The 24,936-nt window shown below is 68.9% G+C and carries 17 protein-coding genes; 12 read left to right on the top strand and 5 right to left on the bottom strand.

Annotated features, from left to right (window positions below):
* The first annotated feature begins 173 nt into the window (after positions 1 to 173).
* The 3 genes from pheS to ACQCSY_RS02240 are packed head-to-tail and all read left to right on the top strand — an operon-like array spanning position 174 to position 4,553.
* A complete protein-coding gene (gene pheS, locus ACQCSY_RS02250; protein ID WP_427132816.1) occupies positions 174 to 1,232 on the top strand; it encodes a phenylalanine--tRNA ligase subunit alpha in 1,059 nt (352 codons plus the stop codon).
* A 2-nt stretch (positions 1,233 to 1,234) separates the two neighbouring features.
* Positions 1,235 to 3,778 (top strand): phenylalanine--tRNA ligase subunit beta, encoded by a 2,544-nt coding sequence (pheT, locus tag ACQCSY_RS02245; RefSeq protein ID WP_427132814.1) that lies wholly within the window; start codon positions 1,235 to 1,237, stop codon positions 3,776 to 3,778.
* Between the two features lie 52 nt (positions 3,779 to 3,830).
* Positions 3,831 to 4,553, top strand: a complete 723-nt coding sequence (locus ACQCSY_RS02240; RefSeq protein WP_427132812.1) for a 4'-phosphopantetheinyl transferase family protein — start codon at positions 3,831 to 3,833, stop codon at positions 4,551 to 4,553.
* Here the strand turns inward: ACQCSY_RS02240 and ACQCSY_RS02235 are convergent.
* From ACQCSY_RS02235 to ACQCSY_RS02215, 5 genes are all read right to left on the bottom strand, one after another.
* Complete coding sequence (locus tag ACQCSY_RS02235; RefSeq protein ID WP_427132811.1) at positions 4,522 to 7,230, bottom strand: PEP/pyruvate-binding domain-containing protein; 2,709 nt, start codon at positions 7,228 to 7,230, stop codon at positions 4,522 to 4,524. The genes ACQCSY_RS02240 and ACQCSY_RS02235 overlap by 32 nt on opposite strands.
* A gap of 155 nt (positions 7,231 to 7,385) precedes the next feature.
* Entirely contained in the window at positions 7,386 to 8,753 is a 1,368-nt protein-coding gene (locus tag ACQCSY_RS02230) for a M1 family metallopeptidase (protein WP_427132809.1), read from the bottom strand.
* A gap of 60 nt (positions 8,754 to 8,813) precedes the next feature.
* Complete coding sequence (locus ACQCSY_RS02225; protein WP_427135621.1) at positions 8,814 to 12,734, bottom strand: Pls/PosA family non-ribosomal peptide synthetase; 3,921 nt, start codon at positions 12,732 to 12,734, stop codon at positions 8,814 to 8,816.
* Positions 12,735 to 12,841: 107 nt separating this feature from the next.
* Positions 12,842 to 13,807: a quinone oxidoreductase family protein gene (locus ACQCSY_RS02220; protein ID WP_427132807.1), complete on the bottom strand. Its 966-nt coding sequence runs from the start codon at positions 13,805 to 13,807 to the stop codon at positions 12,842 to 12,844.
* A gap of 183 nt (positions 13,808 to 13,990) precedes the next feature.
* Complete coding sequence (locus ACQCSY_RS02215; protein ID WP_427132805.1) at positions 13,991 to 15,079, bottom strand: fatty acid desaturase family protein; 1,089 nt, start codon at positions 15,077 to 15,079, stop codon at positions 13,991 to 13,993.
* A 226-nt stretch (positions 15,080 to 15,305) separates the two neighbouring features.
* Here ACQCSY_RS02215 and argC point away from each other — a divergent pair, with 226 nt between their 5' ends.
* The 9 genes from argC (at position 15,306) to ACQCSY_RS02170 (ending at position 24,847) form a co-directional block, all read left to right on the top strand.
* On the top strand, positions 15,306 to 16,337 hold the full coding sequence (argC, locus tag ACQCSY_RS02210; RefSeq protein WP_427132803.1) for an N-acetyl-gamma-glutamyl-phosphate reductase: 1,032 nt from the start codon (positions 15,306 to 15,308) through the stop codon (positions 16,335 to 16,337).
* Positions 16,334 to 17,500: a bifunctional glutamate N-acetyltransferase/amino-acid acetyltransferase ArgJ gene (gene argJ, locus ACQCSY_RS02205; protein WP_427132801.1), complete on the top strand. Its 1,167-nt coding sequence runs from the start codon at positions 16,334 to 16,336 to the stop codon at positions 17,498 to 17,500. The genes argC and argJ overlap by 4 nt, the downstream gene beginning before the upstream one ends.
* Before the next feature lie 10 nt (positions 17,501 to 17,510).
* Positions 17,511 to 18,455 carry an acetylglutamate kinase gene (gene argB / locus ACQCSY_RS02200; protein WP_427132799.1) on the top strand — a complete coding sequence of 315 codons (945 nt, stop codon included), beginning with the start codon at positions 17,511 to 17,513 and terminating at the stop codon, positions 18,453 to 18,455.
* A complete protein-coding gene (locus tag ACQCSY_RS02195; RefSeq protein ID WP_427132797.1) occupies positions 18,452 to 19,726 on the top strand; it encodes an acetylornithine transaminase in 1,275 nt (424 codons plus the stop codon). The genes argB and ACQCSY_RS02195 overlap by 4 nt, the downstream gene beginning before the upstream one ends.
* On the top strand, positions 19,723 to 20,742 hold the full coding sequence (argF, locus tag ACQCSY_RS02190) for an ornithine carbamoyltransferase (protein WP_427132795.1): 1,020 nt from the start codon (positions 19,723 to 19,725) through the stop codon (positions 20,740 to 20,742). The genes ACQCSY_RS02195 and argF overlap by 4 nt, the downstream gene beginning before the upstream one ends.
* A complete protein-coding gene (locus ACQCSY_RS02185) occupies positions 20,742 to 21,272 on the top strand; it encodes an arginine repressor (RefSeq protein ID WP_427132793.1) in 531 nt (176 codons plus the stop codon). The genes argF and ACQCSY_RS02185 overlap by 1 nt, the downstream gene beginning before the upstream one ends.
* Positions 21,273 to 21,369: 97 nt before the next feature.
* Positions 21,370 to 22,575, top strand: a complete 1,206-nt coding sequence (locus tag ACQCSY_RS02180; protein ID WP_427132791.1) for an argininosuccinate synthase — start codon at positions 21,370 to 21,372, stop codon at positions 22,573 to 22,575.
* Positions 22,575 to 23,990 (top strand): argininosuccinate lyase, encoded by a 1,416-nt coding sequence (argH, locus tag ACQCSY_RS02175; RefSeq protein WP_427132789.1) that lies wholly within the window; start codon positions 22,575 to 22,577, stop codon positions 23,988 to 23,990. The genes ACQCSY_RS02180 and argH overlap by 1 nt, the downstream gene beginning before the upstream one ends.
* Before the next feature lie 119 nt (positions 23,991 to 24,109).
* On the top strand, positions 24,110 to 24,847 hold the full coding sequence (locus ACQCSY_RS02170) for a maleylpyruvate isomerase family mycothiol-dependent enzyme (RefSeq protein WP_427132787.1): 738 nt from the start codon (positions 24,110 to 24,112) through the stop codon (positions 24,845 to 24,847).
* Positions 24,848 to 24,936 lie beyond the last annotated feature (89 nt).

Genomic DNA, 24,936 nt, shown 5'->3' with positions numbered 1-24,936 from the left:
GAGTACTGTCACTTCGGGCAGACAGCCTTCTACTAGACTGGAGGGGAGTGCCCGCCGGAGGGATTTCGGCGAGCCCTGCCCAGTGACAATAAACATTGTCAATGACCTGTGCCAGTGCCCTGTGCGAGTGCCGGTGCCGTTGGCATGACCCGACTCGTAGCTAAGAACAGTAGATGACTGAAACTTTGCCGGGCGCCGTCCCGAATCCTCTGGATGAAGACGCCATTACCGCCGCCGTAGACCAGGCCGTTGCCGCCATAGCCGCCGCCGCCACGCTCGATGAACTCAAGGCTGTGCGCCTCGCGCACACCGGCGAAAAGTCCGCGCTGAGCCTCGCCAACCGTGAAATCGGCGGACTGCCGAAGGATCAGAAGGCCGCCGCCGGAAAACTCATGGGCGCCTCCCGCGGACGCGTCAACAAGGCGCTCGCGGACCGCACCGCCGAGCTCGAAGCCGAGAACGACGCGCGGATCCTCGTCGAGGAGACCGTGGACGTCACCGCGGCTCCCCGCCGCCGCCGGGCCGGCGCACGCCACCCGCTTTCCACCCTGCAGGATCGCGTGGCGGACATCTTCGTCGGCATGGGCTGGGAAATCGCCGAGGGGCCCGAGGTTGAGTCCGAATGGTTTAACTTCGATGCGCTGAACTTCAAGCCGGACCACCCCGCCCGCGACATGCAGGACACCTTCTTCGTGGAACCGCCCGAGGCCCACCTGCTGATGCGCACGCACACCTCCCCGGTGCAGGTCCGCTCAATGCTGGAACGCGAACTGCCCATCTACGTGCTCTGCCCGGGCAAGGTGTTCCGCACCGACGAGCTCGACGCAACCCACACACCTGTGTTCCACCAGTTCGAGGGCCTCGCCATCGACAAGAAGCTCAGCATGGCCGACCTCCGCGGAACCCTGGAGCACTTCGCACGCCAGATGTTCGGCGACGAGGCCCAGATCCGGCTGCGCCCCAACTACTTCCCGTTCACCGAGCCTTCCGCAGAGTTGGACATCTGGCACCCGGGCGCCAAGGGCGGACCACGCTGGATCGAGTGGGGCGGCTGCGGCATGGTCAACCCCAACGTCCTCCGCGCCGCCGGCATCGATCCGGACATCTATTCAGGTTTTGCCTTCGGCATGGGCATTGAGCGCACCCTCATGTTCCGCAACGAGGTCGGCGACATGCGCGACATGATCGAAGGCGATGTACGTTTCAGCGAGCACTTCGGGATGGAGATCTAACAGTGCGTATCCCACTTTCCTGGCTGCGTGAATTCGCGCAGGTACCGGCCGGAGCATCGGCCGAAGACGTCATGGCGGAGCTCGTCAAGGTCGGTTTTGAAGAAGAAGCGGTCCACCGCCCCACGGACGCCCTCCAGGGTCCGATCGTGGTGGGCCAGGTCCTGAGCCGGGTCAAGGAACCGCAGTCCAACGGCAAGACCATCAACTGGTGCCAGGTCCGGGTTGTCCCGGAAGGACAGGAACAGACCCTCACCGGAGAGGGCATCGACCCCTCCGGCGTGCAGGGGATCATCTGCGGGGCCCACAACTTCGTGGAAGGCGACAAGGTGGTGGTCACCCTTCCGGGTGCCGTGCTGCCGGGCGACTTCCGCATTTCGGCCCGGAAGACCTACGGGCACCTGTCCGCCGGGATGATTGCCTCCGTCCGCGAGCTGGGCATCGGTGAGGACCACGACGGCATCCTCGTACTGTCCCGGATCGGCCTCGACCCCGAGCTGGGCACCGACGCCATGGAGCTCCTCGGCCTCCACGACCAGGCCGCCGAGATCAATGTGACCCCGGACCGCGGCTACGCGTTCTCGATCCGCGGCGCCGCCCGTGAATACGCGCACGCCACCGGCACCGCGTTCACGGACCCGGCGTCAAAGGTCCAGGCTCCGGTCACACTGTCCGGCGGATTCGGCGTCAAGATCAACGACGACGCCCCCATCTACGGCAAGCAGGGCTGCGACCGCTTCGTGGCCCGCACCGTGCGCGGCGTGGACGCCACCCGGCCCACCCCGCCGTGGATGTCCTCCCGCCTCCGGCTGGCCGGCATCCGGGCCATCTCCCTCCCGGTGGACATCTCCAACTACGTCATGCTTGAACTCGGCCAGCCGAACCACTGCTATGACCGGGACAGGCTCTCCGGTGACATTGTGGTCCGGCGGGCCAGGGCAGGGGAGAAAATCACCACCCTGGACGGCAAGGAGCGCGCGCTCGACGTCGAGGACCTCCTGATCACGGACGACTCCGGAGCGATCGGCATCGCCGGCGTCATGGGCGGCGCCCACACCGAGGTGTCGGACTCCACCGCCAATGTCCTCGTCGAGGCGGCGCACTTCGACGAGGTCTCGATCGCCCGCTCACGCCGCCGCCACAAGCTGCCGTCCGAGGCGTCCAAGCGTTTCGAACGCGGAGTTGACTGGCAGGTCGCCAACGTTGCTGCCCAGCGCGTGGTGGATCTCCTGGTCGAGCTCGCCGGCGGCACGGCTGACGAAGCCGGGACCGACGTCGGGACCGCACCGGAGGCCGTCACCATCCAGCTGCCGGCCGCCTTCGCCGCGAACCGGATCGGGATCGACTTGAGCGAGCAGCAGATTGTCACCTCGCTGGAGGACCTGGGCGCCGCCGTCGAGAAGAACCACGAAGGCTACCTTGTGACGGCTCCGAGTTGGCGCAATGACCTGGAAACCAAGGAAGACCTCTCCGAGGAAATCGCCCGGCTGGTCGGCTACGACAAGATCCCCGCTACCCTTCCGGTGGCTCCCCCGGGCCGCGGCCTGACCCGCGTTCAGCAGCAGCGGCGCCGCCTGATCCAGGCGCTGGCCGACGCCGGCCTCACCGAGGTCCTGGCCTATCCGTTCGTCTCCAAGGCCGCCAACGACACCTTCGGCGTGCCTTCCGAAGGGACGGCCCGCACGGCCCTCAAACTCGCCAACCCGATCAGCGAGGAACACGGCTACCTGCGGACGTCCATCCTGCCCGGGCTCATCGAGGTGGCGAAGCGGAACCACTCGCGCGGGTTCCGCGACTTGGCCTTGTTCGAGACCGGGCTCGTGTTCCTGCCGGGCGAAACGCTCGGTACCGCCACGATTCCGCCGCTCGGCGTCAAGCCTGCCGACGAGGTGCTGGATGCCCTGTACGATGGCGTCCCGGACCAGCCGCTGCACCTCGCCGCGGTGCTGACCGGCCATGATTCACCGGCCGCGGCCGTGCACACGCCCCGTCCGTGGGACTGGGCCGACGCGCTGGACATCGCCCGGATTGCCGGCGACGTCCTCGGCGTCGACATCCTGGTCAGCCAGGGGCAGCACCAGGCCTTCCACCCGGGACGGGCCGCGCAGCTGGCGCTCCGCTCCGGCGAGGTGGTCGGCTACGCCGGCGAACTGCACCCGAAACTGCTGGCGGCACACGACATGCCGGCACGCTCGGTGGCGCTGGAGCTCAACGCCGATGCGCTCTTCGAAGCCGCGGCCGACGTGATCGTGGCCCGGCACATCTCGACGTACCCCGTGGCCAGCCAGGACGTGGCCCTCGTGGTCCCGCAGGAGATCCCGGCGGACGATGTCCTCTCGGCCCTGCGCGAAGGTGCCGGCGAACTGCTCGAGGACGTTGCGCTGTTCGACGTGTACGCGGGCAAGGGCATTGAAGACGGCAGGAAGTCCCTGGCGTTCAGCCTGCGCTTCCGCGCCGCAGACCGCACCCTGACGGCCGACGAGGCATCCGCGGCGCGCGAAAGCGCCGTCGCGGTGGCCGCCGAACGCTTCGGAGCGGTCCAGCGCTGACCGCGCGATAGACCGCCGATCGCCCGTCTGATCGAGCCCGGGAGCTAAGCAGATGCCGCCATTGCTCCTCCTGCGTTCCTGCCCTCCCGTCTGCTCTTCCGAGTGGCCGGGAGGGCAGGAACGTGACGCGCCGGAGCTGCTGGATGCCGCCGAACTGGCGCGCGCGGACGCCATGCTGCCCGGCACGCGGGCAGTCTTCCTGACCGGCCGGCTGGCCCAGCGGCGTTTTGCCGCCGGGCTGCTGGACGTGCCGGCGTCGGACCTCACCGCCTGCTACAGCTGTCCCCGCTGCGGGACCGGACCCGGCATCTCCCACGGCCGGCCCGGCTATACCCTGAAGGGGTCTGCGGGGGCCGGCGCCGCCGTCCCGCTGCTGCTCAGCCTGTCCCGGGCCGCGGGGTGGACGCTGCTGGCGGCCGTAATCGATCCCGGACCGGGCCTGCGCCTCGGGATCGACGTCGAGGACCCCGCCCGGACGGATTTCGACGGCTTCGATGCCGTGGCGCTGGCCCCGGCGGAACAGCAGGGCTTGCGGGGACTGTCCGGCCGGGTCCTGCTGCGCGAACGGGCTCGGCTCTGGACCCGGAAGGAAGCCTGGCTCAAAATGACCGGCGACGGGCTGCGGACAGCCCCGGAAACCCTCGACGTCCTCCACGACCCGGGCATCCGGCAGCTGATCCGGGACCTGGCCCCGGCCGAGACGGGCCTGCCAGCGGACTTCGGTGCCGCCGCCGCCCTTTCCTTCATTCCCTGGCTGGGGAAGTTGTCGGGTTGAGGGCGTCATGCTCGATGACCACCGTGCCGGCGTCGCCGTCGACGCGGATGTGCTGGCCGCTTCTGAGCCGCTGGGTCGCCACGCCCGTACCCAGAACGGCAGGGATGCCGTACTCGCGGGCAACGATCGAGCTGTGGCTCAGCGGGCCACCGACGTCGGTGACCACGGCCGAGGCCATTGCGAACAGCGAGGTCCACGCCGGCGTCGTCATCCGGGCGACCAGGACATCCCCCGGCTGCATCAGGGCGAAGTCCTCGGGGCCGCTCAGGACGCGGGCAGGGGCACTGACCTGACCCGAGCTGGCGCCGACCCCCGTGATGGTGTCTCCGCGCTGCTCCTGGGAGCCCGCGGGCATCACCCCCGCAAACAGCCGCCGCATCCACCGGCTCTCGGGCAGGAGCTGCGGGGCGGTGGCCTTGCGCTGGCCCCGCCAGAGCATCTTGCGCTGCTCGACGACGTCGGCGCGGACCGGCCGTCCGGCCCCGGCGATCCTCACGACTCCGGGAACGGCGGCAGTGGCGCCGGCCTGCGGGCCCGGATCGGCGAGGCCGAATTCGGTGGCGCTGCGCAGTTCCTGGAGACGCAGCCAGAACACGTCGGAGGGATCGGCGATGATGCCCGACCCGACAAGGCGTCGTCCCAGCTCGAGCAGCATCCGCCGCATGAGGGGCCAGGCCAGGCCGATGTCGGCCAGGGCGTCCTCTCTGATCGGGGCGGCGTTTTGGGCCCAGCGCAGCAGCCGGCTGAACCCGGCCCTGCGGGCCTGGTGGAGCCGTGCCATCATCCTGGCGGTTTGGTCCTCCCGGCGGGCGGCGGACAGCCGCTGGCGCTCGTGTGGGTCATTTCCCTGTCCGCGCAGATAGAACTTCACCGTCTCCAGCACTGGCCCGGGGTCGTCGGCAGGCACCGGGCTGAGGAAGTCCAGGTTGTAGACGGCATGTCCGAAGCGGTCCAGGTGACGCTGGAACCGGGGACGCCACTGCTGCCACAGCTCCGGGTCCATCCCTGCCGGCGGAGACCCGGTGCGCTGCGACCGGGCCAGTGCCGCCGTCGGTGTACTCAGGATCACCGGCGCCAGCCCCGGCACTCCGCGAGCCCAGACTGCCAGGTCGTACAGTGACTTCTCCGCCCGGATTGGCTCGCTGTCGTACCCGAGGAGGAACGTCAGGGCGGGTGGATCGCCGGCGCGCCGCACCAGTTTGTCGTAATAGGCCCGGAAGGAGATTTCGCTGGTCGCGGCGACCGGGATGATTGACTGCACGGCGGTGTAGTACACGGTCGCGGCGTCCAGCAGCGCCGATACACCCTCGAGCAGATCCTGTCCCGAGAGGTCCGCGACCGGCTTCGCCGACCAGGCCTCAACGATCCGCTCGTAGCGGGGGTGGGAGAATTCCCGCCAGCCGGTGACACCCATATGCGCCTCGCCGCGAACCAGGGCCCGCACTGCGGTCAGGGACTTGCCCATCATGCGCCACATTCCCGAGGTGCGGTAATAGTAATAGGCGTAGCCGTTGATGGTGGGTAGTCCGACGTCGCCCTCGCGAATGACATTCCGGCCCACGGCCTCGGCCAGCAAGGCCTTCAGTGACCGGCTCACGGACCCGTCGATGAGGTCAGCGAAAAGCGGTGAGAGCGGGTCGGGCAGCTGCTCGACAATGCTTGCGCGGAAATACAGCCCTTTCGGGTACGGCACCGGCCAGCGGGTGGGGGTGTCAGCAGCCGGTTCGGGCAGCGCGGTGATCGGCCGGGCCTGCACGATGAAGAACTCCCCGCCCGCCAACGCCCACTCAATGTCCTGCGGGGCCCCGAAATGCGCCACGATCCGCATGCCGTAGCCAGCCAACGTGGCCGCCTCCCCTTCGTCGAGCACGGGCTGCGTGCGTTGAGGTGCGGGCACCGGCTGCTCCCGGGTGCCGTTGTCGGCGTAGACGGTCATGACCTGCTTGTCTGCCGTCCGGCGTGAGTGCACGCGGCCCGTCTCGGCATCGACGACGATGTCGTCCGTAGTGACCGAACCGCCGACCACCGACTCGCCCAGCCCCCACGCGGCGCCGATCAGGATCTGGTCGCGGCGCCCATTGGCCGGGTTAGCGGTGAACATGACCCCGGATGCGTCAGACTGGACCATCCGCTGAACCACGACCGCCAGGCGCACCGTGGCCGGGGCGAGGCCTTCGCGGGCACGGTAGGCCATTGCCCGGGAAGTCCACAACGAGGCCCAACAGGCGGTGACGGCCGCCCCCAGGCCCTCGACGCCGCGAACGTTGAGGTAGGTGTCCTGCTGGCCCGCGAAGCTGGCCGAGTCCAGGTCCTCGGCGGTGGCCGAGGACCGCACCGCCACCGACGCGCCCCCGTTGTTGCCCAGCTGGCCATAGGCGGTGCGGAGTTCGGCAGCTATCGCCGCAGGCATCACACCTCCCGCGAACAGTGCATGGATTCGCTGGGCGGCGGCGTCGTAAACCTGCGGTGCCGCCGTGGACGGCACTGTGGCAAGTTCGAGGATGGCTGCCTCGAGGTCGTTGGCATGAACGAAATCTTCATAGGCGGCGGTACTCAGCACGAATCCCGGGGGCACCGGCAACCCGGCCCGGACCAGCTCGCCTAAGTTGGCGCCCTTGCCGCCCGCCACGCCGACATTGCCGCGCCCGACCTCGTCAAAGCGTTTGATGTAGATCACGACCGTGCGTCCTTCCTGCCCGGACCCGGTTCACCGACGTGGCCCATGGTTCAGGACATTCTGACACCGACCAGTGCAAGAAGATACGGCCGGATCCCGCAGCGCGTCGCCCCAGGTCCAACAGCCAGCGGGCGTCCGTCCTTGCCGCCCGCAGCCTACGAGGGCGGCAGCGGCGGGAGCGCCTCTTCGAACAGCCAGGGGTGCAGAAGGGCCTCGGAATCGATGCCCGTAGCGCGGTCCGCGGTGAGGAAGAACTCGGGCGTTGACACGGAGCCGTGCCGGAAGCGGCCCGCCCAGTCATGCAGCAGCGCGAAGAACGCCAGGTCGCCGCAGCGCAGGCGCAGCGCGTGCAGCGCGAGGGCTCCGCGCTTGTACACACGGTCATCAAACATCAGTGCCGGCCCGGGATCACCGACGAGCAGATCCTGGCTGCCGGCGTCGAGCTTCCGCCACGCCGCGCTGGCACGGCCGGCGACCGACATGGCTCCGGCCTCCTCGGACCAGATCCACTCGGCGTAGCAGGCGAATCCCTCGTGCAGCCAGATGTCCTTCCACGAGGCCGCAGTCAGTGAGTTCCCGAACCACTGGTGGGACAGTTCGTGGGCAATCATCCGCTGCGATTCCCAGTCCGGCCGCAGATGATTGCGGCCCAGGATGGCTATGGTCTGAGCCTCGAGCGGGATCTCCAGCTCATCCTCGGTCACCACCACGGTGTACTCCGGGAACGGGTAGGGGCCAAAGCAGTTGGTGAACGTGCGCATCATCTCCGGCTGGCGTGCCAGCCCCTGGCGGGCGGCCGCCGCCAACGACGCAGGAACTGCGGCGTACTGCGGCACCTGGCCTGACGGCCGGTCGGGGTTGAGGGTCAGGAGCTCGTACCGTCCGATCTGGACCGTGGCGAGGTAGGTGGACATCGGTTCGGCCTGCTCGTACACCCAGGTCTCGCGGCTGGACCGGCTGCTGCGGGACAGCAGCACGCCGTTGCATACGGGCCGGTAGTTGGCGTCCGTGGTCACCGTAATCCGGTAGGTGGCCTTGTCTAAGGGGTGGTCGTTGCAGGGGAACCACGAGGCAGCGCCGTTGGGCTGGCCGGCCACGAGGACCCCGTCGGAAAGTTCCTCCCAGCCGACTTCGCCCCACAGCCCGCGGCGCGGGGCCGGGTAGCCTTCGTAGCGGATGTCCAGGGTGAAGGCCTCGTCGGGCAGCAGCAGGGCATCGGGAACCACGACGAGCTGCTCGGCACGCTGGCTGAACTTGCGCACCTTCCGGCCGCTCAGCTGGATCTTGGTGGCCCGGAGCCCCGTCAGGTCCAGGACGATGGCCGCCGTCGGACGCCGGGCAACCGCGTGCACGACGGCGCGTCCGTTCAAGCGGTTGGTGCTGAGCCTGTAGTCGAGCTCGAGTTCGTAGCGCGTGACACGGTACGCGTTGGTGCCGTGGCCGGGCATGTAGGGATCCGGTGCGCCGGCTGCTTCGTCAGTTGGCGGGAAGCTTCCGCTGCTGGTTGGTGCGCTGGGACTCATGGGACGGACCTTCAGTAGTGCTGTCACTGGACTGGCTGGCAATTGCTGGCGCTTCCGGAGCTACCGGGGCTTGGGGGCAGGCAGTCCCGGCCCACCCCACGGGCTCACCGGATTGCCCATCCAGTACGTCGCCGCGGGCACCGTTTCACCCCTCATGACCAGGGATGCCGGACCCACGGTGCCGCCGCGGCCGATCCTGGCCTGCGGGAGGATGACCCCGTGCGGTCCCATGGTTGCTCCGTCTTCGAGCGTAACAGTGTCGATGCTCATGACGCGGTCGTGGAACAGATGGGTCTGGACGACGCAGCCGCGGTTGACCGTCGAGTTGCTGCCCAGGGTCACGAGGTCCGCTTCGGGGAGCCAGTAGCTTTCACACCAGGTGCCCGCGCCGATCCTGGCTCCGAGGGCACGAAGCCACCAGACCAGGGCCGGTGTTCCGGTGGCCGCGCGCGCGAACCACGGGGCGCTGACCATCTCGATGAAGGTATCCACCACCTCGTTCCGCCAGATGAAGGAGCTCCAGAGCGGGTGCTGGCCGGGGCGGATGCGCCCCACCAGGATCCACTTGGCCACGACGGCGCTGCCCGCGGCCACGGCGCCGGCAAGCAGGATCACGACGCCGCCCAGGACCGCGGCAACGCCATAGTTGAAGGCACTGGCCAGCCAGTCGAAGGTGAGCAGGACTCCGGCCGCGATGGCGACCGTCAGCACCACCGGGACGAAGCGGCACAGCTCCCAGAGGGCGCGGGCAACTTTGAGCTTCTGCGGCGGCTGGTACGTCCGGGAGTCATCGGAGGCAATGGCGGTGCGCCGCAGCCGCACGGGCGGGCTGCCCAGCCACGACGTCCCGGCCTTTGCCTTGGCGGGCGTCGCCGAGAGCACCGCCACGAGGGAGTTCTTGGGAACGTTGCGTCCGGCCGCCGTCATGCCCGAGTTGCCCAGGAAGGATCGCTTGCCGATCTTGGCCGGAGCGATCCTCAGCCAGCCGCCGTCGAGTTCGTAGGACGCCACCATGGTGTCGTCCGCCAGGAAGGCTCCTTCGCCCACGGTGGTCATCTTGGGGATCAGCAGGACCGTGGAGGCCTCCACATTCTTGCCGATCTTCGCACCAAGCAGCCGCAGCCAGACCGGGGTGAACAGGCTGGCGTAGATCGGGAACAGCAGGTCGCGGGCCAGATCGAGCACCCTTTCCGTGGCCCAGACCTGCCACCCGACCCGGCTGCGCACCCGGTAGTAGCCTTCCGTGAGCCCCACACCGAGCAGCCGCGTGGTGAGGAGGATCAGCAGCAGGTTGGCCAGGAACCAGGCCAGTGCCGCCGGCGGGAGGGACAGCAGGAGCCTAGGCAGCGCCGCGGACAGCGAAGCGCTGCCCTGGATGAACAGGAACACGACCAGCGCGGCCGCGGCGGCGGACGCATAGGGGATCAGCGCTAACGCGGCGGAGGCCATGGCGAAGCCGGCGAACCAAAGCCGGCCGATCAGGTGATGCTCCGCCGGGATGTCCGGCCAGGAATGCCGCGCCTTGCCCCGGCGCTCGGCCGGTGACCCGGCGACGAGCAGCCCGGCCTTCACCTTCCCCAGCACCGCGGAGCCCGGCTCCACCTGGGCCCCGGCGCCGATCGTCGCCCCGGGCATGAGCGTGCTGCGCGCGCCGACGGTCGCGCCGGCACCGATGCGGATGGCACCGATGTGGACGCAGTCGCCGTCGATCCACCAGCCGGACAGATCGACTTCAGGCTCGATGTTGGAGCCGCTGCCGAGGGAGAGCAGGCCCGTGACGGGCGGGAGTGAATGCAGCTGGACGTTCTCGCCGATCGTCGCGCCGAGGGCCCTGGCGTAGTACGGCACCCAGGGTGCGCTGGCCAGGCTGATGGCGCCGGCGAGGTCCTGGATCTGCTCCGTGAGCCAGAGGCGCAGGTGCACCTGGCCGGAGCGCGGGTACGTTCCCGGCACCACGTTCCGGAGCAGGATGCGGGCGGCGGCGATCGAGATCAGCATCCGCCCCGCGGGACTCACGAACACGAGCCAGGACGCGCCGACCCACCACCAGGAAACGGTGGGTGCGGCGCTGAAGCCGGCCAGGGCGGAGAGCAGGTTGTTCGCGGCCATCAGGTAGCTCAGCCACCGCATGCCCACGAGGATGTGCAGCGGAACGCCCATGAGTGACTGGAACACCCGTGACTTGCGGGCTGTGGGCCGCACCGTGCGTTCCGGGGCGGGGCCGGCGCCGCCTTCGGGCAGCGACTGGCGGGCGGCGTCAACCAGGGCCCCGATCCGGGGAGTGGCATAGATGTCAGCCACCGTGATGGTGGGGTAGCGGACGCGGAGGGCGGACACGAGCTGCGCGGCGGCGAGGGACCCGCCTCCGTAGGCGAAGAAGTCGGCGTCGAGGCTGCCGACGGCGCCGCCCAGCACGGAGCTCCACTGCTCCACGATCCAGCGCGCGTCGTCCGGGAGGTTCAGCGGTGCGCCCTCGGCATCGGCTGCTCCGGCGCCGCTGAGCGGCCAGGGCAGGGCATGGCGGTCCACCTTGCCGCTGGTCTTGGTGGGAAGCGAATCCACGAGCGTGAGGAGGGGGATGAGCGGGGCCGGCAGGCTCGCGCCCAGCAGCTCCCGCGCTGCGGCCAGGTCGAGGTCCAGGCCGGCGGCGGGAGCCAGGTAACCGACAAGGATCTGGTTGCCGGCCGCCGTCGTCTGCACCGCCGCGGCCGCGCCGGCGACATCCGGAAGGGACTGCAGGGCGGCGTCAATTTCGCCCAGTTCGATCCGGCGGCCGCCGAGCTTGACCTGCTCATCCGCGCGGCCCTGGAAGATCAGGCCCGCGGCCTCGTACCGGACCAGGTCACCGGAACGGTAGGCGCGCGCCCAGCCCAGGGAGGGCATGGGGGCGTATTTTTCCGCATCCTTGGCCGGGTCCAGATACCGGGCCAGTCCGACGCCGCCGATGATCAGCTCGCCCACCTCGCCTTCGGCGACGGGCCGCGAATTGGTGTCGACGACGGCGAGGTCCCAGCCGTCCAGCGGCAGGCCGATCCTGATGGGGCCGGGCAGGCCCAGCGGCGCCGCGCAGGCGACGACCGTGGCCTCGGTGGGGCCGTAGGTGTTCCACACCTCGCGGCCTTCGACGGCGAGCCGCTCCACGAGCTCCGGCGGACAGGATTCGCCGCCGAAGATCAGCAGCCGGACGCTCTCCAGGGATTCGACCGGCCAGAGCGCGGCGAGCGTCGGCACCGTGGACACGACCGTGATGCCGTGGCTGATGAGCCACGGGCCGAGGTCCATGCCGGTCCGCACGAGTGCGCGGGGAGCGGGGACAAGGCAGGCGCCGTGGCGCCACGCGAGCCACATTTCCTCGCAGGAGGCGTCGAAGGCCACTGAGAGGCCCGCCAGGACGCGGTCCTGCGGCCCGACCGGCTCGTCCTGGAGGAAGATCCGGGCCTCAGCGTCGACAAAGGCGGCCGCGGAGCGGTGCTGCACCGCGACTCCCTTGGGCGTCCCGGTGGAGCCGGAGGTGAAGATCACCCACGCGTCGTCGCCGGGGGCGGGCAGCCTGGCGGCAGGGAAGGGCCGGGGCCGTTTCCTGTCCGTGACAATCCTGCCGCCGGAGCGCAGGATGCCGGACACCCTGGCCTCGCCGAAGACCAGCTTGGCCCGCTCATCGGGGTCGTCCGCGTCCACGGGAACGTAGGCCGCCCCCACTAGCAGCACCGCCAGGATCGAGACGTAGAGCTCGTTGGTGCCGGACGGGATCCTGACACCGATCTTGTCGCCTGCACCGAGTCCGGCCAGATGCAGCTCCCTGGCGGTGGCCCGGAGGTCCGCCATGAGCTGGGCGTAACTGAGTGAGCGGCGACCGTCGTCGAGGGCGGAAGCGTCCGGAAAGCGGGCGGCGGTGTCCTGGATGACCTCGATCAGGGTTCGCTCCGGCGGCGCCGCGAGGGCGCCCGGGAGCTGCGCCCCATAGACCTGGTTGACGGACACCGGCCCGGCATCGGGGACAGTCGTCGGCGGTTGCTGCTCAGTCACAGGGGCATTCTCCCTGCAGCAGATGAACGGAAGGTGTCCGGGTTTGCCGGATGTTCACCGGCTCAGGGGACCAGGATGACTTTGCCGGTGGTGCGCCGCTGCTCAAGGTCATCGTGGGCTTGGGCTGCTTCGGCGAGGGAGTACCGGGCGCCGATCCGTACCTTGAGGCCGCCGTTCGCGGCCGCGGCAAAGACCTCATCGGAGCGCCAGCGGCGTTCCTGCGCGTTGCGCAGGTAGTGGCCCATCGTCGGCCGGGTCAGGTACAGCGAGCCGCCGGCATTGAGCCGCTGCGGGTCGAAGGGCGGAACCGGGCCGGAGGCGCCGCCGAAGAGCACGAGCATGCCCCGGATGCGCAAGGCGGCGAGGGAACCGTCGAACGTGTCCTTGCCGACGCCGTCATAGACCACGTCCGCGCCGGTCCCGTTGGTCAGATCGCGGACCTTGTCCGCAAAGCCGTCGTAGCGCAGTACATGGTCGGCGCCGGCTGCGCGGGCCAGCTGTTCCTTTTCGTCGGTGGAGACCGTGGTGATGACGTGCGCGCCTTTGGCCTTGAGCAGCTGGATCATCAGGAGCCCGACGCCGCCGGCGCCGGCATGGACCAGGACGGTGTGGCCCGGCTCGACCTTGAACGTGGAATTGATGAGGTAGTGTGCCGTGACGCCCTGCAGTGGCAGTGCGGCGGCGGTGAAATCGTCCAGGCCGTCCGGCACCGGGAGCGCTTTGTCCTCATCGACGAGGGCATAGCCCGCGTAGCAGTTGATACCCTCGGCGGTGGCCACGCGGTCGCCGGGGGAGAAGCCGGTCACGCCGTCGCCCAGTTCTTCCACGGTCCCCGCGGCCTCGGAACCGGGGATGAAGGGGTAGTGGACCTTGTAGACGCCGCTGCGCTTGTACGTGTCGATGAAGTTCACGCCAACGGCGGCGACCTTGATCAGCAGCTGTCCGGGGCCGGGAACCGGACGCGCCGTCTCAGCCAGTTCCAGAACCTCGGGGCCGCCCGCTTGCCGGGCGAGGATTGCGTGCATCATGTGTCTCCTTTTCCGGGCGGGGATTTCCTGGCCCGGATCCTGGCTCCATCCTAGGGACACCCGCGCCAACGGCGAAGTGACCGCCGGAATCCGGCGGTCACTTCGTCATCATGCTGGTCGGCGGCGGCGGCGGCTGCTGTGGTGCGGCGCCGGTTTTAGTACCGTCGGTTCAGTAACGCAGGTTCAGTAACGCCGGGTAACGGTAGCCATCGGGCATTCGAAGTGGCGGCCCGCGGCGAGGCCGACGTCGTTGAGGTAGCGGACAATGATGCCGTAGGACTGAAGCAGCGTGGTTTCCGTGTACGGAACCTGGTGCTTCTTGCAGTACTCACGGACGATCGTGGCTGCCTTGTCGAGCTGCGGGCGGGCCATGTCCGGGAAGAGGTGGTGCTCGGCCTGGCGGTTGAGGCCGCCGAGCAGGATGTCCATGAAGCGGCCGCCGGAAATGTTCCGCGACGTCAGCACCTGGCGGCTGAAGAAGTCCACCCGGCTGTCTGCCGGCAGGACCGGCATGCCCTTGTGGTTCGGCGCGAACGAGGCGCCCATGTAGAAGCCGAAGACGGCGAGCTGGACGCCGATGAAGGCGAACGCCATGCCCAGCGGCAGGAAGGTGAAGGCGAGGACCGGCAGCAGGCTCAGCCGGACGGCGAGGATGGGGATTTCAACCCAGCGGTGCGTGACCTTGGCGCGGCGGAAGATGAACTTGATCGAATCGATCTGAAGTCCCAGGCCTACCAGGAACAGCAGCGGGAAGAAAAACCAGCCCTGCTTGCGGGTCAGGAAGGAGAACGGCCCCTGCCGGGTGGCTGCCGCTTCCGGGTGGAAGGCGATCGCGCCGGTGGCGATGTCCGGATCCTTGGAAATGACGTTCGGATGGTTGTGGTGCGCGCCGTGCTTCTGTTCCCACCAGGAGTAGCTGATGCCTGCCACGGACGTGGCGAGCAGCCGTGCGGACCAGTCATTTGCACGGCGGGAGGCGAAGATCTGGCGGTGCCCGGCCTCGTGGGCCAGGAAGCTCAACTGGGTGCAGAGGATGCCCAGGGCGGCGGCGATCAGGAGCTGGAACCAGCTGTCACCGATCAGCGCAAAACCGAACCAGGTGGCGGTCATCAGGAGCACCAGGCTGGCGAACACGGTGATGTAAAAACCGACGCGGCGTTCGAGGAGGCCGGCACTCTTGACGCTTTTCAGCAGTTCGGAATAGCTCAGGACCACGGCATTGGGTTGCCGGACACGCGTTTGCGGGCGCTCCGAAGTGGTGGTGGGGGTCATAGAACGCGGGCCTCGTAACTGTTACGGGCAAACGCTGCAGCCGACATTCGCGGCTGCACGGTCAGGATCACCCTCAATCCAGCATACGCCCCCGGACGTCATGGGACCTTGCTCCGCGGCGGAATCGGCTGCGGGCGGGACCTCCCGGACACGGACAAACCGGACACAGCCAAACGTATGCATAAATATCGGCATCTATGCATACTCTTGCTGTATAGTGGTGCCTATGACTATTTCTGTTGCCGTCTCCGGCTCAAGCGGTTATGCCGGCGGCGAGGTGCTGCGGCTCCTCGCCGGTCATCCCGACGTCACGATCGGCGCCATCACGGCCCACAGCAACGCCGGCTCCAGACTAGGGGAATTGCAGCCGCATCTCCATGGCCTGGCCGACCGCATCCTCGAAGACACCACCGTGGAGAACCTCGCGGGACACGACGTCGTGTTCCTGGCGCTCCCGCACGGTGCGTCTGCCGAGATCGCGGCGCAGCTGCCGGCCGGGACTGTCGTGATCGACGCCGGCGCCGACCACCGCCTCGAAGATCCGGCCGCCTGGGAGAAGTTCTACGGATCGGCGCACGCCGGGACCTGGCCGTACGGCCTTCCGGAGCTGCCGGGGCAGCGCGAAGCCCTCCGCGGCGCCACCCGGATCGCCGTCCCGGGCTGCTACCCGACGTCGGCCCTGCTGGCCCTCGCCCCGGGCTTCAGCAACCACCTGCTGGAAGGGGACGACGTCGTCATCGTCTCCGCCTCCGGCACCTCCGGGGCCGGGAAAGCCGCGAAGGTCAACCTGATCGGTGCCGAGGTCATGGGCTCCATGAGTCCCTACGGTGTCGGCGGCGGACACCGGCACACGCCGGAGATCGAACAGGGACTGTCCAGGGCACTGCGCGGACAGGTCACGGTCTCCTTCACGCCCACGCTGGCTCCCATGAGCCGGGGCATCCTCACCACGGCCACCGCGAAGGTGCGGCCTTCCGTCACTCCCGGGGAACTGCGCCGCGCCTGGGCCGAGGCCTACGACGACGAGCCATTCGTCCACCTGCTTCCTGAGGGTCAGTGGCCCTCCACGAAGTCCGTGCAGGGATCCAACCATGCCGTCATGCAGCTCGCGTTCGATGCGCACACCGGCCGCGTGATCGTCTGCTGCGCCATCGACAACCTGACCAAGGGGACCGCCGGCGGGGCCGTGCAGTCCATGAACATTGCCCTCGGCCTGGCGGAAACCGCCGGCCTCAATCTGCAGGGAGTTGCACCGTGAGCATCACCGCACCCAAGGGATTCCGCGCCGCCGGGGTCACGGCGGGCCTCAAAGCCTCCGGCAACCCGGACCTCGCCCTCGTGGTCAACGACGGGCCGTCCAGGGCGGCCGCCGCTGTCTTCACTTCCAACCGCGTGGCCGCGGCACCCGTGCACTGGTCCCGCGAAGTCATCAAAGACGGCCGCGTGGACGCCGTCATCCTCAACTCCGGCGGCGCCAACGCCTGCACGGGGCCGGAGGGCTTCCAGAACACACACACCACCGCCGAGAAGACCGCCGAAGCACTGGGCGTCTCCGCCACCGACGTCCTCGTGTGCTCCACCGGGCTGATCGGCGAGCAGCTCCCCATGGACAAGATCGTTCCCGGGATCGGCGCCGCCGCGGCCGCGCTGACCGTGGACGGAGGTACCGAGGCGGCGACCGCGATCATGACCACCGACTCGGTGTCCAAGCAGGCCGTCTTCACCGGCAAGGACGCCGAAGGAAACGAATTCACCATCGGCGGCATGGCCAAGGGGGCCGGCATGCTGGCCCCCGGTCTCGCGACCATGCTGGTGGTCCTCACCACGGATGCGGACGTCCAGCCGGAGATGCTCGACGTCGTGCTCCGCGATGCCACGCGCGTCACCTTTGACCGCGCTGACTCCGACGGCTGCATGTCCACCAACGACACCGTGGTTCTCCTCGCCTCCGGCGCGTCCGGCGTCGTGCCTTCCGCCCTGGAATTCGGCGCCGGCCTCACGCAGGTCTGCGCGGAGCTGGCCCGCAAGCTGATCGGCGACGCCGAGGGCGCCAGCCACGACATCGCCATCCGTACCTTCAACGCCGCCAGCGAGAAAGACGCGGAGATCGTCAGCCGCGCCGTCGCACGCTCCAACCTCTTCAAGACCGCTATGTTCGGCAAGGACCCGAACTGGGGCCGTGTCCTGTCCGCCGTCGGCACCACGGACGCGGCCTTCGAGCCGGACCAGCTGAACGTGGCGATGAACGGCGTGCAGATCTGCCGCAACGGCAGCATCGGCGAGGACCGCAGCCTCGTGGACCTCGAGCAGCGCGAGGTCCTCGTGGAGATCGACCTGCAGGCCGGCGCGGCCGAGGCCACGATCTGGACCAATGACCTCACGCACGACTACGTCCACGAAAACAGCGCATACTCAAGCTAGGGACGGCAGCATGAACACCGAGACACGCGAGACGACCTCCATGAGCGACGCCCAGAGCAAGGCCGGCACCCTGATCGAGGCCCTGCCCTGGATCCAGCGCTTCGCCGGCACCACCATGGTGATTAAGTACGGCGGCAACGCCATGGTCAACGACGAGCTCCGCCGCGCCTTCGCCGAGGACGTCGTCTTCCTCCACCACGTCGGCATCCACCCCGTGGTGGTGCACGGCGGCGGCCCGCAGATCAACGCCATGCTCAGCCGGCTCGGCATCGAATCCGAGTTCAAGGGCGGGCTGCGCGTCACCACGCCCGAGGCCATGGACGTGGTGCGCATGGTCCTGACCGGCCAGGTCGGCCGCGAACTCGTCGGCCTGATCAACTCGCACGGCCCCTACGCCGTCGGCATGTCCGGCGAGGACGGCGGCCTGCTGCGCGCCGTCCGCACAGGGACCGTCGTCGACGGCGAAGAAGTGGACCTGGGCCTCGTGGGCGAAGTCGTCGGGGTCAACCCCGAGGGGATCCTGGATATCGTCGCTGCCGGCCGGATCCCGGTAATCTCCACCGTGGCCCCTGAGATCTTCGACGACGGCAGTGTCAGTGGCCAGACCACCGGACAGGTCCTGAACGTCAACGCCGATACGGCCGCCGCCGCCCTCGCCGAGGCCCTGGGCGCCTCGAAGCTCGTGATCCTGACCGACGTCGAGGGGCTGTACGCCAACTGGCCGGACCGTTCCTCGCTGATTTCCTCGCTGACGGCGTCGGAGCTGCGGGAGCTGCTGCCGGGCCTCGAGTCCGGCATGATTCCGAAGATGGAAGCCTGCCTCAAGGCCGTGGACGGTGGGGTGGAGCGCGCGCACATCGTGGACGGCCGGCTGCCGCACTCGATGCTGCTGGAAACCTTTACGACGGCGGGCATCGGCACGCAGGTCGTCCCGGATGAGGAAGTGAACACGTGAACCAGCTGGAAAAATCCCCGGTGACCGCCCTGGTCGAGACGCAGGGGCACGGCACGGGCGCCGAATGGCTTTCGCGCTATTCGTCGTCGCTCCTGGGCGTCTTCGGCACCCCGCAGCGCGTCCTCGTCCGCGGCTCCGGCTGCCTCGTATGGGACGCCGACGGCAAGGAATACCTGGACCTGCTCGGCGGGATCGCCGTCAACGCCCTCGGCCATGCCCACCCGTTCGTCACCTCGGTGATTTCCAGCCAGCTGGCCACCCTGGGCCACGTCTCCAACTTCTTCACGAGCCCCACCCAGATCGCCCTGGCCGAGAAACTGCTCGAGCTCAGCCACGCCCCGGCCGGGTCCAAGGTCTTCTTCGCCAACTCCGGCACCGAGGCCGTCGAGGCAGCCTTCAAGCTGGCGCGCCGCAACACCGGAACCGGCACCGGCATCGATGGCACCGGCAAGCCGCGCACCAAAATCATCGCGCTCGAAGGCGCCTTCCACGGCCGCACCATGGGCGCCCTCGCGCTCACCGCGAAGGAGGCCTACCGAGCGCCGTTCGCGCCGCTGCCCGGCGGCGTCGTCCACATTCCCTTCGGTGACATCGACGCGCTCCGCGCCGCGGTGGACGACACCGTTGCCGCCGTCTTCCTGGAGCCGATCCAGGGCGAGGCCGGCGTCCGTCCGCTTCCGGCCGGCTACCTGCAGGCCGCACGGGAGGCCACGCGCCAGGCCGGAGCGCTGCTGATCCTCGACGAGGTCCAGACCGGCATCGGCCGCACGGGCAAATGGCTCGCCAGCGAGGACGCCGGGATCGTGCCCGACGCCGTGACGCTCGCCAAGGGCCTGGGCGGCGGTTTCCCGATCGGCGCCCTCGTGACCTTCGGACCGGAGACGTCAGCGCTGCTGGCTGCCGGCCAGCACGGGACCACCTTCGGCGGCAATCCGGTGGCCACCGCGGCCGCTCTGGCCACCCTGCACGTGCTCGAAAACCAGAACGTCCTGGACCACGTCCGGGCGGTGGGGGAGCACCTGCGTTCCGGCCTCGCCGGGATCGGCGGCATCACCGAGGTCCGCGGCGAAGGGCTGCTGATCGGCTTCGACCTCGACGCCGACGTCGCCCCCGCAGTCGTGACGGCCGGCCTCGAGGCGGGCTTCATCGTCAACAGTCCCGGCCCGCGCACCATCCGCCTCGCGCCGCCGCTCATCCTGACGGCCGAACAGGCCGACCGCTTCCTCGCAGCGCTGCCCGCGCTGCTCCAGACCGCAAAGGACGCCCAGTGACCTCGACGGCAGCAAGCTCCACGACCGGACCTTCACCTGCGACTTCGAAAAGCCGTACCCGCCACTTCCTCAAGGACACCGACCTCAGCCCGGCCGAACAGGCTGAAGTCCTCGACCTTGCCGCCCGGATGAAGGCCGCCCCGTACAGCGTGCAGCCCTTCGCCGCCGACGGAAACGGGCGCAAGACCGTGGCCGTCATCTTCGACAAGACCTCCACCCGGACCCGCGTCTCCTTCGCCACCGGCGTCGCCGACATGGGCGGCAATGCGCTCATCATCAATCCGGGCGAGGCGCAGATCGGCCACAAGGAATCCGTGGAGGACACCGCCAAGGTGCTCGAGCGCATGGTCTCCACGATCGTGTGGCGGACCGGCGCGCACTCGGGGCTCGTCGCCATGGCCGAAAACTCGCGCGTCCCGGTAATCAACGCCCTGTGCGACGACTACCATCCCTGCCAGCTCCTCGCCGATCTGCTGACCATCAAGGAACACAAGGGCGCGCTCCAGGGCCTCACCATGAGCTACCTCGGCGACTCAGCCAACAACATGGCCAACTCCTACCTGCTGGCCGGCGTCACCGCGGGCATGAATGTCCGCATCGCAGGCCCGGAAGGCTACCTGCCCTCCCCGGAGATCATCGCCGCGGCGGAGGACCGCGCCGTTGAAACCGGCGGCTCGGTGCTGGTCACGGTGGACCCAGCCGAGGCGCTCCTGGGCGCCGACGTCGTCGCCACCGACACCTGGGTGTCGATGGGCCAGGAGGACGAGAAGGAGGCCCGGCTCCGGCTGTTCCGCGACTACTCCGTGGATGAGGCGGCGATGAAGCTCGCGGCGCCGGACGCCGTCGTGCTCCACTGCCTCCCGGCGTACCGGGGCTACGAGATCGCCGCGGGGGTCATCGACGGCCCGCAGTCGGTGGTCTGGGACGAGGCGGAAAACCGGCTCCACGCCCAGAAGGCGCTCATGGCCTGGCTCATGCACCGCTCAGGCCTGGCCGTTGTGGATGGGCTCGGATAATGTCCGTCCAGCCCGCCTCCCCGGGGGCCAGCCCGGCGACCAAGACGGCCCGGCAGGCGCGGATCACCGCGATCCTGACGGGCGAGTCCGTCCGCTCGCAGGCGGAGCTGGCTGCGCTGCTGGCGGACGACGGCGTCCAGGTCACCCAGGCCACGCTGTCCCGGGACCTCGTGGAACTGGGTGCGGTGCGGGTCCGCGGCAAGGAGGGCGTGCTTGTGTACGCCGTGCCGGGGGAGGGCGGGGAGCGCGCGGCCAGGAGCGGCGTCACGCAGGAAATCCTCGATGCCCGGCTCACCCGGCTGTGCGGGGAACTGCTGGTCACCGCGGAGGCCTCGGCCAACCTCGTGGTGCTGCGCACGCCGCCGGGGGCCGCAAACTTCCTGGCCCTCGCGATCGACCACTCGGTGATGCCTTCGATCCTGGGCACCATTGCGGGGGACGACACCGTCCTGCTGGTCACCCGGGAACCGCTCGGCGGCGCGGACATCGCCGCACGCTTCCTGCAGTTTGCCGAGGAAGCCGGCCAATAAGCTGAGTGCAGAGCTGACACGCTGCACGACCCCGCCGCCACGACTGTGCGGCATCTGAAAACAACCAAGAACCAACAAACAACTAAGGAGCATTTCCGTGACTGAGCGTATTGTGCTGGCCTACTCCGGTGGCCTGGATACTTCCGTAGCCATCGGCTGGATCGGTGAAGCCACCGGTGCCGAGGTCATCGCCGTGGCGGTCGACGTCGGACAGGGCGGCGAATCGCTTGAGACTATCCGCCAGCGCGCCCTGGGCTGTGGTGCCGTCGAAGCGTACGTTGCCGACGCGAGCGACGAGTTCGCCAACGAGTACTGCGTCCCGACGCTGAAGGCCAACGCCCTCTACCAGGGCCACTACCCCCTCGTGTCCGCCATCTCCCGCCCGGTGATCGTCAAGCACCTGGTGAAGGCGGCCCGCGAGTTCGGCGCCACGACCGTTGCCCACGGCTGCACCGGCAAGGGCAACGACCAGGTCCGCTTCGAAGTCGGCATCCAGACCCTCGGCCCGGACCTGAAGTGCATCGCACCGGTCCGCGACCTCGCCCTGACCCGCGACAAGGCCATCGCCTTCGCCGAGGAAAAGGGACTGCCGATCGAGACCACCAAGAAGAACCCGTACTCGATCGACCAGAACGTCTGGGGCCGCGCCGTCGAAACCGGCTACCTCGAGGACATCTGGAACGCCCCCACCAAGGACATCTACGACTACACCGCCGCCCCGGAATTCCCGCCGGCCCCGGATGAGGTCATCATTTCCTTCGAAGCCGGCGTGCCGGTCGCGATCGACGGCGTCAAGGTCACCCCGCTGCAGGCCATCAAGGAACTCAACCGCCGCGCCGGCGCCCAGGGCGTCGGCCGCATCGACGTCGTCGAGGACCGCCTCGTGGGCATCAAGTCCCGTGAGATCTACGAGGCACCGGGCGCCATGGCGCTCATCACCGCGCACAAGCACCTCGAAGACATCACGATCGAACGCGAGCAGGCCCGCTTCAAGGCGACCGTCGGCCAGCGCTGGGCCGAGCTGGTCTACGACGGACAGTGGTTCTCCCCGCTCAAGCGCTCGCTCGACGCCTTCATCGAAGACACCCAGCGCTACGTCACCGGCGACATCCGCATGGTGCTGCACGGCGGCCAGGCCATCGTCAACGGACGCCGCTCCGGGACCTCGCTCTACGACTTCGACCTCGCCACTTACGACACCGGCGACACCTTCGACCAGTCGATGGCTCGCGGCTTCATCGAGCTGTGGGGTATGTCCGCCAAGGTTGCCTCCAGCCGTGACCTCCGGGTCGCAGGTCAGTAATGGCGTCCGCCACGAATGAAGGCGCGCTGTGGGGCGGCCGGTTCGCCGGCCGCCCAGCGGACGCCCTCGCCGCCCTGAGCAAGTCCACGCACTTCGACTGGCGGCTGGCCCGTTATGACATTGCCGGGTCCAAGGCGCACGCCCGCGTGCTGCACAAGGCCGGGCTGCTGGACGACGCCGAGCTCGAAGGCATGCTCGACGCCCTGGGCCGGCTGGACGACGACGTCGCCTCCGGCGCCTACCTGCCGGCGGAGTCCGACGAGGACGTGCACGGTTCGCTGGAGCGCGGGCTCATCGAGCGCGCCGGCACCCAGCTAGGCGGCAAGCTCCGGGCCGGACGGTCACGCAACGACCAGGTGGCCACGCTGGGGCGGATGTTCCTGCGCGACCACGCCCGGATCATCGCGCGCGGCGTGCTCGCCACGATCGACGCGCTGGTGGACCAGGCCAAGGAGCACCGCGGCGTGGCCATGCCAGGCCGCACCCATCTGCAGCATGCCCAGCCGGTGCTGCTCAGCCACCACCTGCTGGCCCACGCCTGGGCGCTGCAGCGCGATGTTCAGCGGCTCCAGGACTGGGACAAGCGCGCCGGTGTCTCGCCCTACGGCTCGGGCGCCCTTGCGGGCTCCTCGCTGGGCCTGGACCCGGAGGCCGTCGCAGCGGAGCTGGGTTTCTTCTCGGCCACGCACAACTCGATCGACGGCACCGCCTCCCGCGACGTCTTCGCCGAGTTCGCCTGGATCACGGCCATGATCGGGGTCGACCTCTCCCGGGTCTCGGAGGAAGTCATCCTGTGGGCCACCAAGGAGTTCTCCTTCGTGACCCTGCACGACTCCTACTCCACCGGCTCCTCGATCATGCCGCAGAAGAAGAACCCGGACGTGGCCGAGCTGGCGCGTGGCAAGGCCGGCCGGCTGATCGGCAACCTGACCGGGCTCCTGGCGACGCTCAAGGGCCTGCCGCTCGCGTACAACCGCGACCTGCAGGAAGACAAGGAACCGGTGTTCGACGCCGCCGACACACTGGAGGTCCTGCTTCCGGCCGTGTCCGGCATGATCGCGACGCTGAAGTTCAACACCGAGCGGATGGAAGCCCTGGCCCCGCAGGGCTTCGCGCTGGCCACAGACATTGCAGAATGGTTGGTCCGGCAGGGTGTTCCGTTCCGTGAGGCGCATGAGCTCTCCGGTGCTGCGGTGAAGCAGGCCGAAAGCCGCGGCGTCGAACTCTGGGACCTGACAGATGAGGAATATGCCGCCATCTCCGGGCACCTGACGCCGGAGGTCCGTACCGTCCTCAGCACGCAGGGCTCGCTCAACAGCAGGAACTCCCAGGGCGGCACCGCACCGGCAGCCGTCGAGCGCCAGCTGCTGGCCCTGGAAGCCGAGCTGTCCGGCGTCCGCGAGTACGCCGGGTAGCTCGAGGCGCTGCAAGCCACGCGAGATGGCATTTCACGGCAATGTTTCCGCGGATCATTGCCGTGAAGTGCCATCTCGCGCCCGTTAAGGTGGGAGCATGCTCCGCTAGGATGGGCGCCATGACCGTAATCACACCAGAAAAGCTTCTGGAAGAACTTCACCGGGCTGCCGACGTCGTGGCCGGAATCGCCGCCAAGTTCACGGAGCAGGACATCAAGGCGCCGTCGGAACTGCCCGGCTGGACCCGCGGCCACGTGCTGGCCCACATCACCGGCATCGCCAACGCGATGGCCCGCCAGCTGGAATACGCGGCCCGGGGCAAAAGCATCGAGCTGTATGACAGCGGCTCCGAAGGCCGCACCCGGGCCATCGACATGGCCGCCGGGCACAGCCTGGAGGAACACCGGGCCGACGTCGACGCGGCCCTGGAACGGGCCCTGCGCGTCTTCGGAGCCCTCGACGCGTCAGGCTGGCACGAGCCCATCACCTACCGCCGGGGAGTCGTGTTCGACGGCGGCCTGGCCCTTTGGCGCGAACTCGTCATCCACGCCACCGATCTGGGCACGGGCCGCGGCCCGGAAACCTGGAGCCGGCCCTTCTGCGAACACCTCTTCGACTTCCTGTCCGCGCGAGTGCCCGAGGGGCAGAAGTTCGTGCTGCAGCCGCTCGGACTGCCGCCGGTGGTCATCGGCAGCGGCGGCCAGTCGACGGTGGTCAGCGGCATGCTGACGGACATCGCCGCGTGGCTGGCCGGCCGCACGCCGTCCCTGGGCAGCCTGCGCGCCACCGCGGCGGCCGACGGCGTCGATCTTCCCGCGCTCCTGCCGTGGCCGGCCGGGGTGCCTGTCAACAACTGAGAGTACCGCCGCAGCCGGATTTCCGCCGAGGTGAGACTTGGCGCCCATGGTCCTTCCCGACATGGGCGCCAAGTCTCACCTCGGGGTGG

Origin of the sequence: Pseudarthrobacter sp. S9, assembly GCF_050156545.1 — a bacterium.
Lineage (GTDB): Bacteria > Actinomycetota > Actinomycetes > Actinomycetales > Micrococcaceae > Arthrobacter.
The sequence above is the reverse complement of the archived record's forward strand: the minus strand, read 5'-3'. Positions and strand labels throughout refer to the sequence as shown.

What these genes read in the sequence shown, in the direction of transcription:
- ACQCSY_RS02215 (WP_427132805.1), bottom strand. Translation starts at nt 15,079, where the DNA reads ATGACCCCCACCACCACTTCGGAGCGCCCGCAAACGCGTGTCCGGCAA.
- ACQCSY_RS02230 (WP_427132809.1), bottom strand. Translation starts at nt 8,753, where the DNA reads ATGAGTCCCAGCGCACCAACCAGCAGCGGAAGCTTCCCGCCAACTGAC.
- ACQCSY_RS02170 (WP_427132787.1), top strand. Translation starts at nt 24,110, where the DNA reads ATGACCGTAATCACACCAGAAAAGCTTCTGGAAGAACTTCACCGGGCT.
- pheS (WP_427132816.1), top strand. Translation starts at nt 174, where the DNA reads ATGACTGAAACTTTGCCGGGCGCCGTCCCGAATCCTCTGGATGAAGAC.
- ACQCSY_RS02240 (WP_427132812.1), top strand. Translation starts at nt 3,831, where the DNA reads ATGCCGCCATTGCTCCTCCTGCGTTCCTGCCCTCCCGTCTGCTCTTCC.
- ACQCSY_RS02220 (WP_427132807.1), bottom strand. Translation starts at nt 13,807, where the DNA reads ATGATGCACGCAATCCTCGCCCGGCAAGCGGGCGGCCCCGAGGTTCTG.
- argC (WP_427132803.1), top strand. Translation starts at nt 15,306, where the DNA reads ATGACTATTTCTGTTGCCGTCTCCGGCTCAAGCGGTTATGCCGGCGGC.
- ACQCSY_RS02185 (WP_427132793.1), top strand. Translation starts at nt 20,742, where the DNA reads ATGTCCGTCCAGCCCGCCTCCCCGGGGGCCAGCCCGGCGACCAAGACG.
- argB (WP_427132799.1), top strand. Translation starts at nt 17,511, where the DNA reads ATGAACACCGAGACACGCGAGACGACCTCCATGAGCGACGCCCAGAGC.
- argH (WP_427132789.1), top strand. Translation starts at nt 22,575, where the DNA reads ATGGCGTCCGCCACGAATGAAGGCGCGCTGTGGGGCGGCCGGTTCGCC.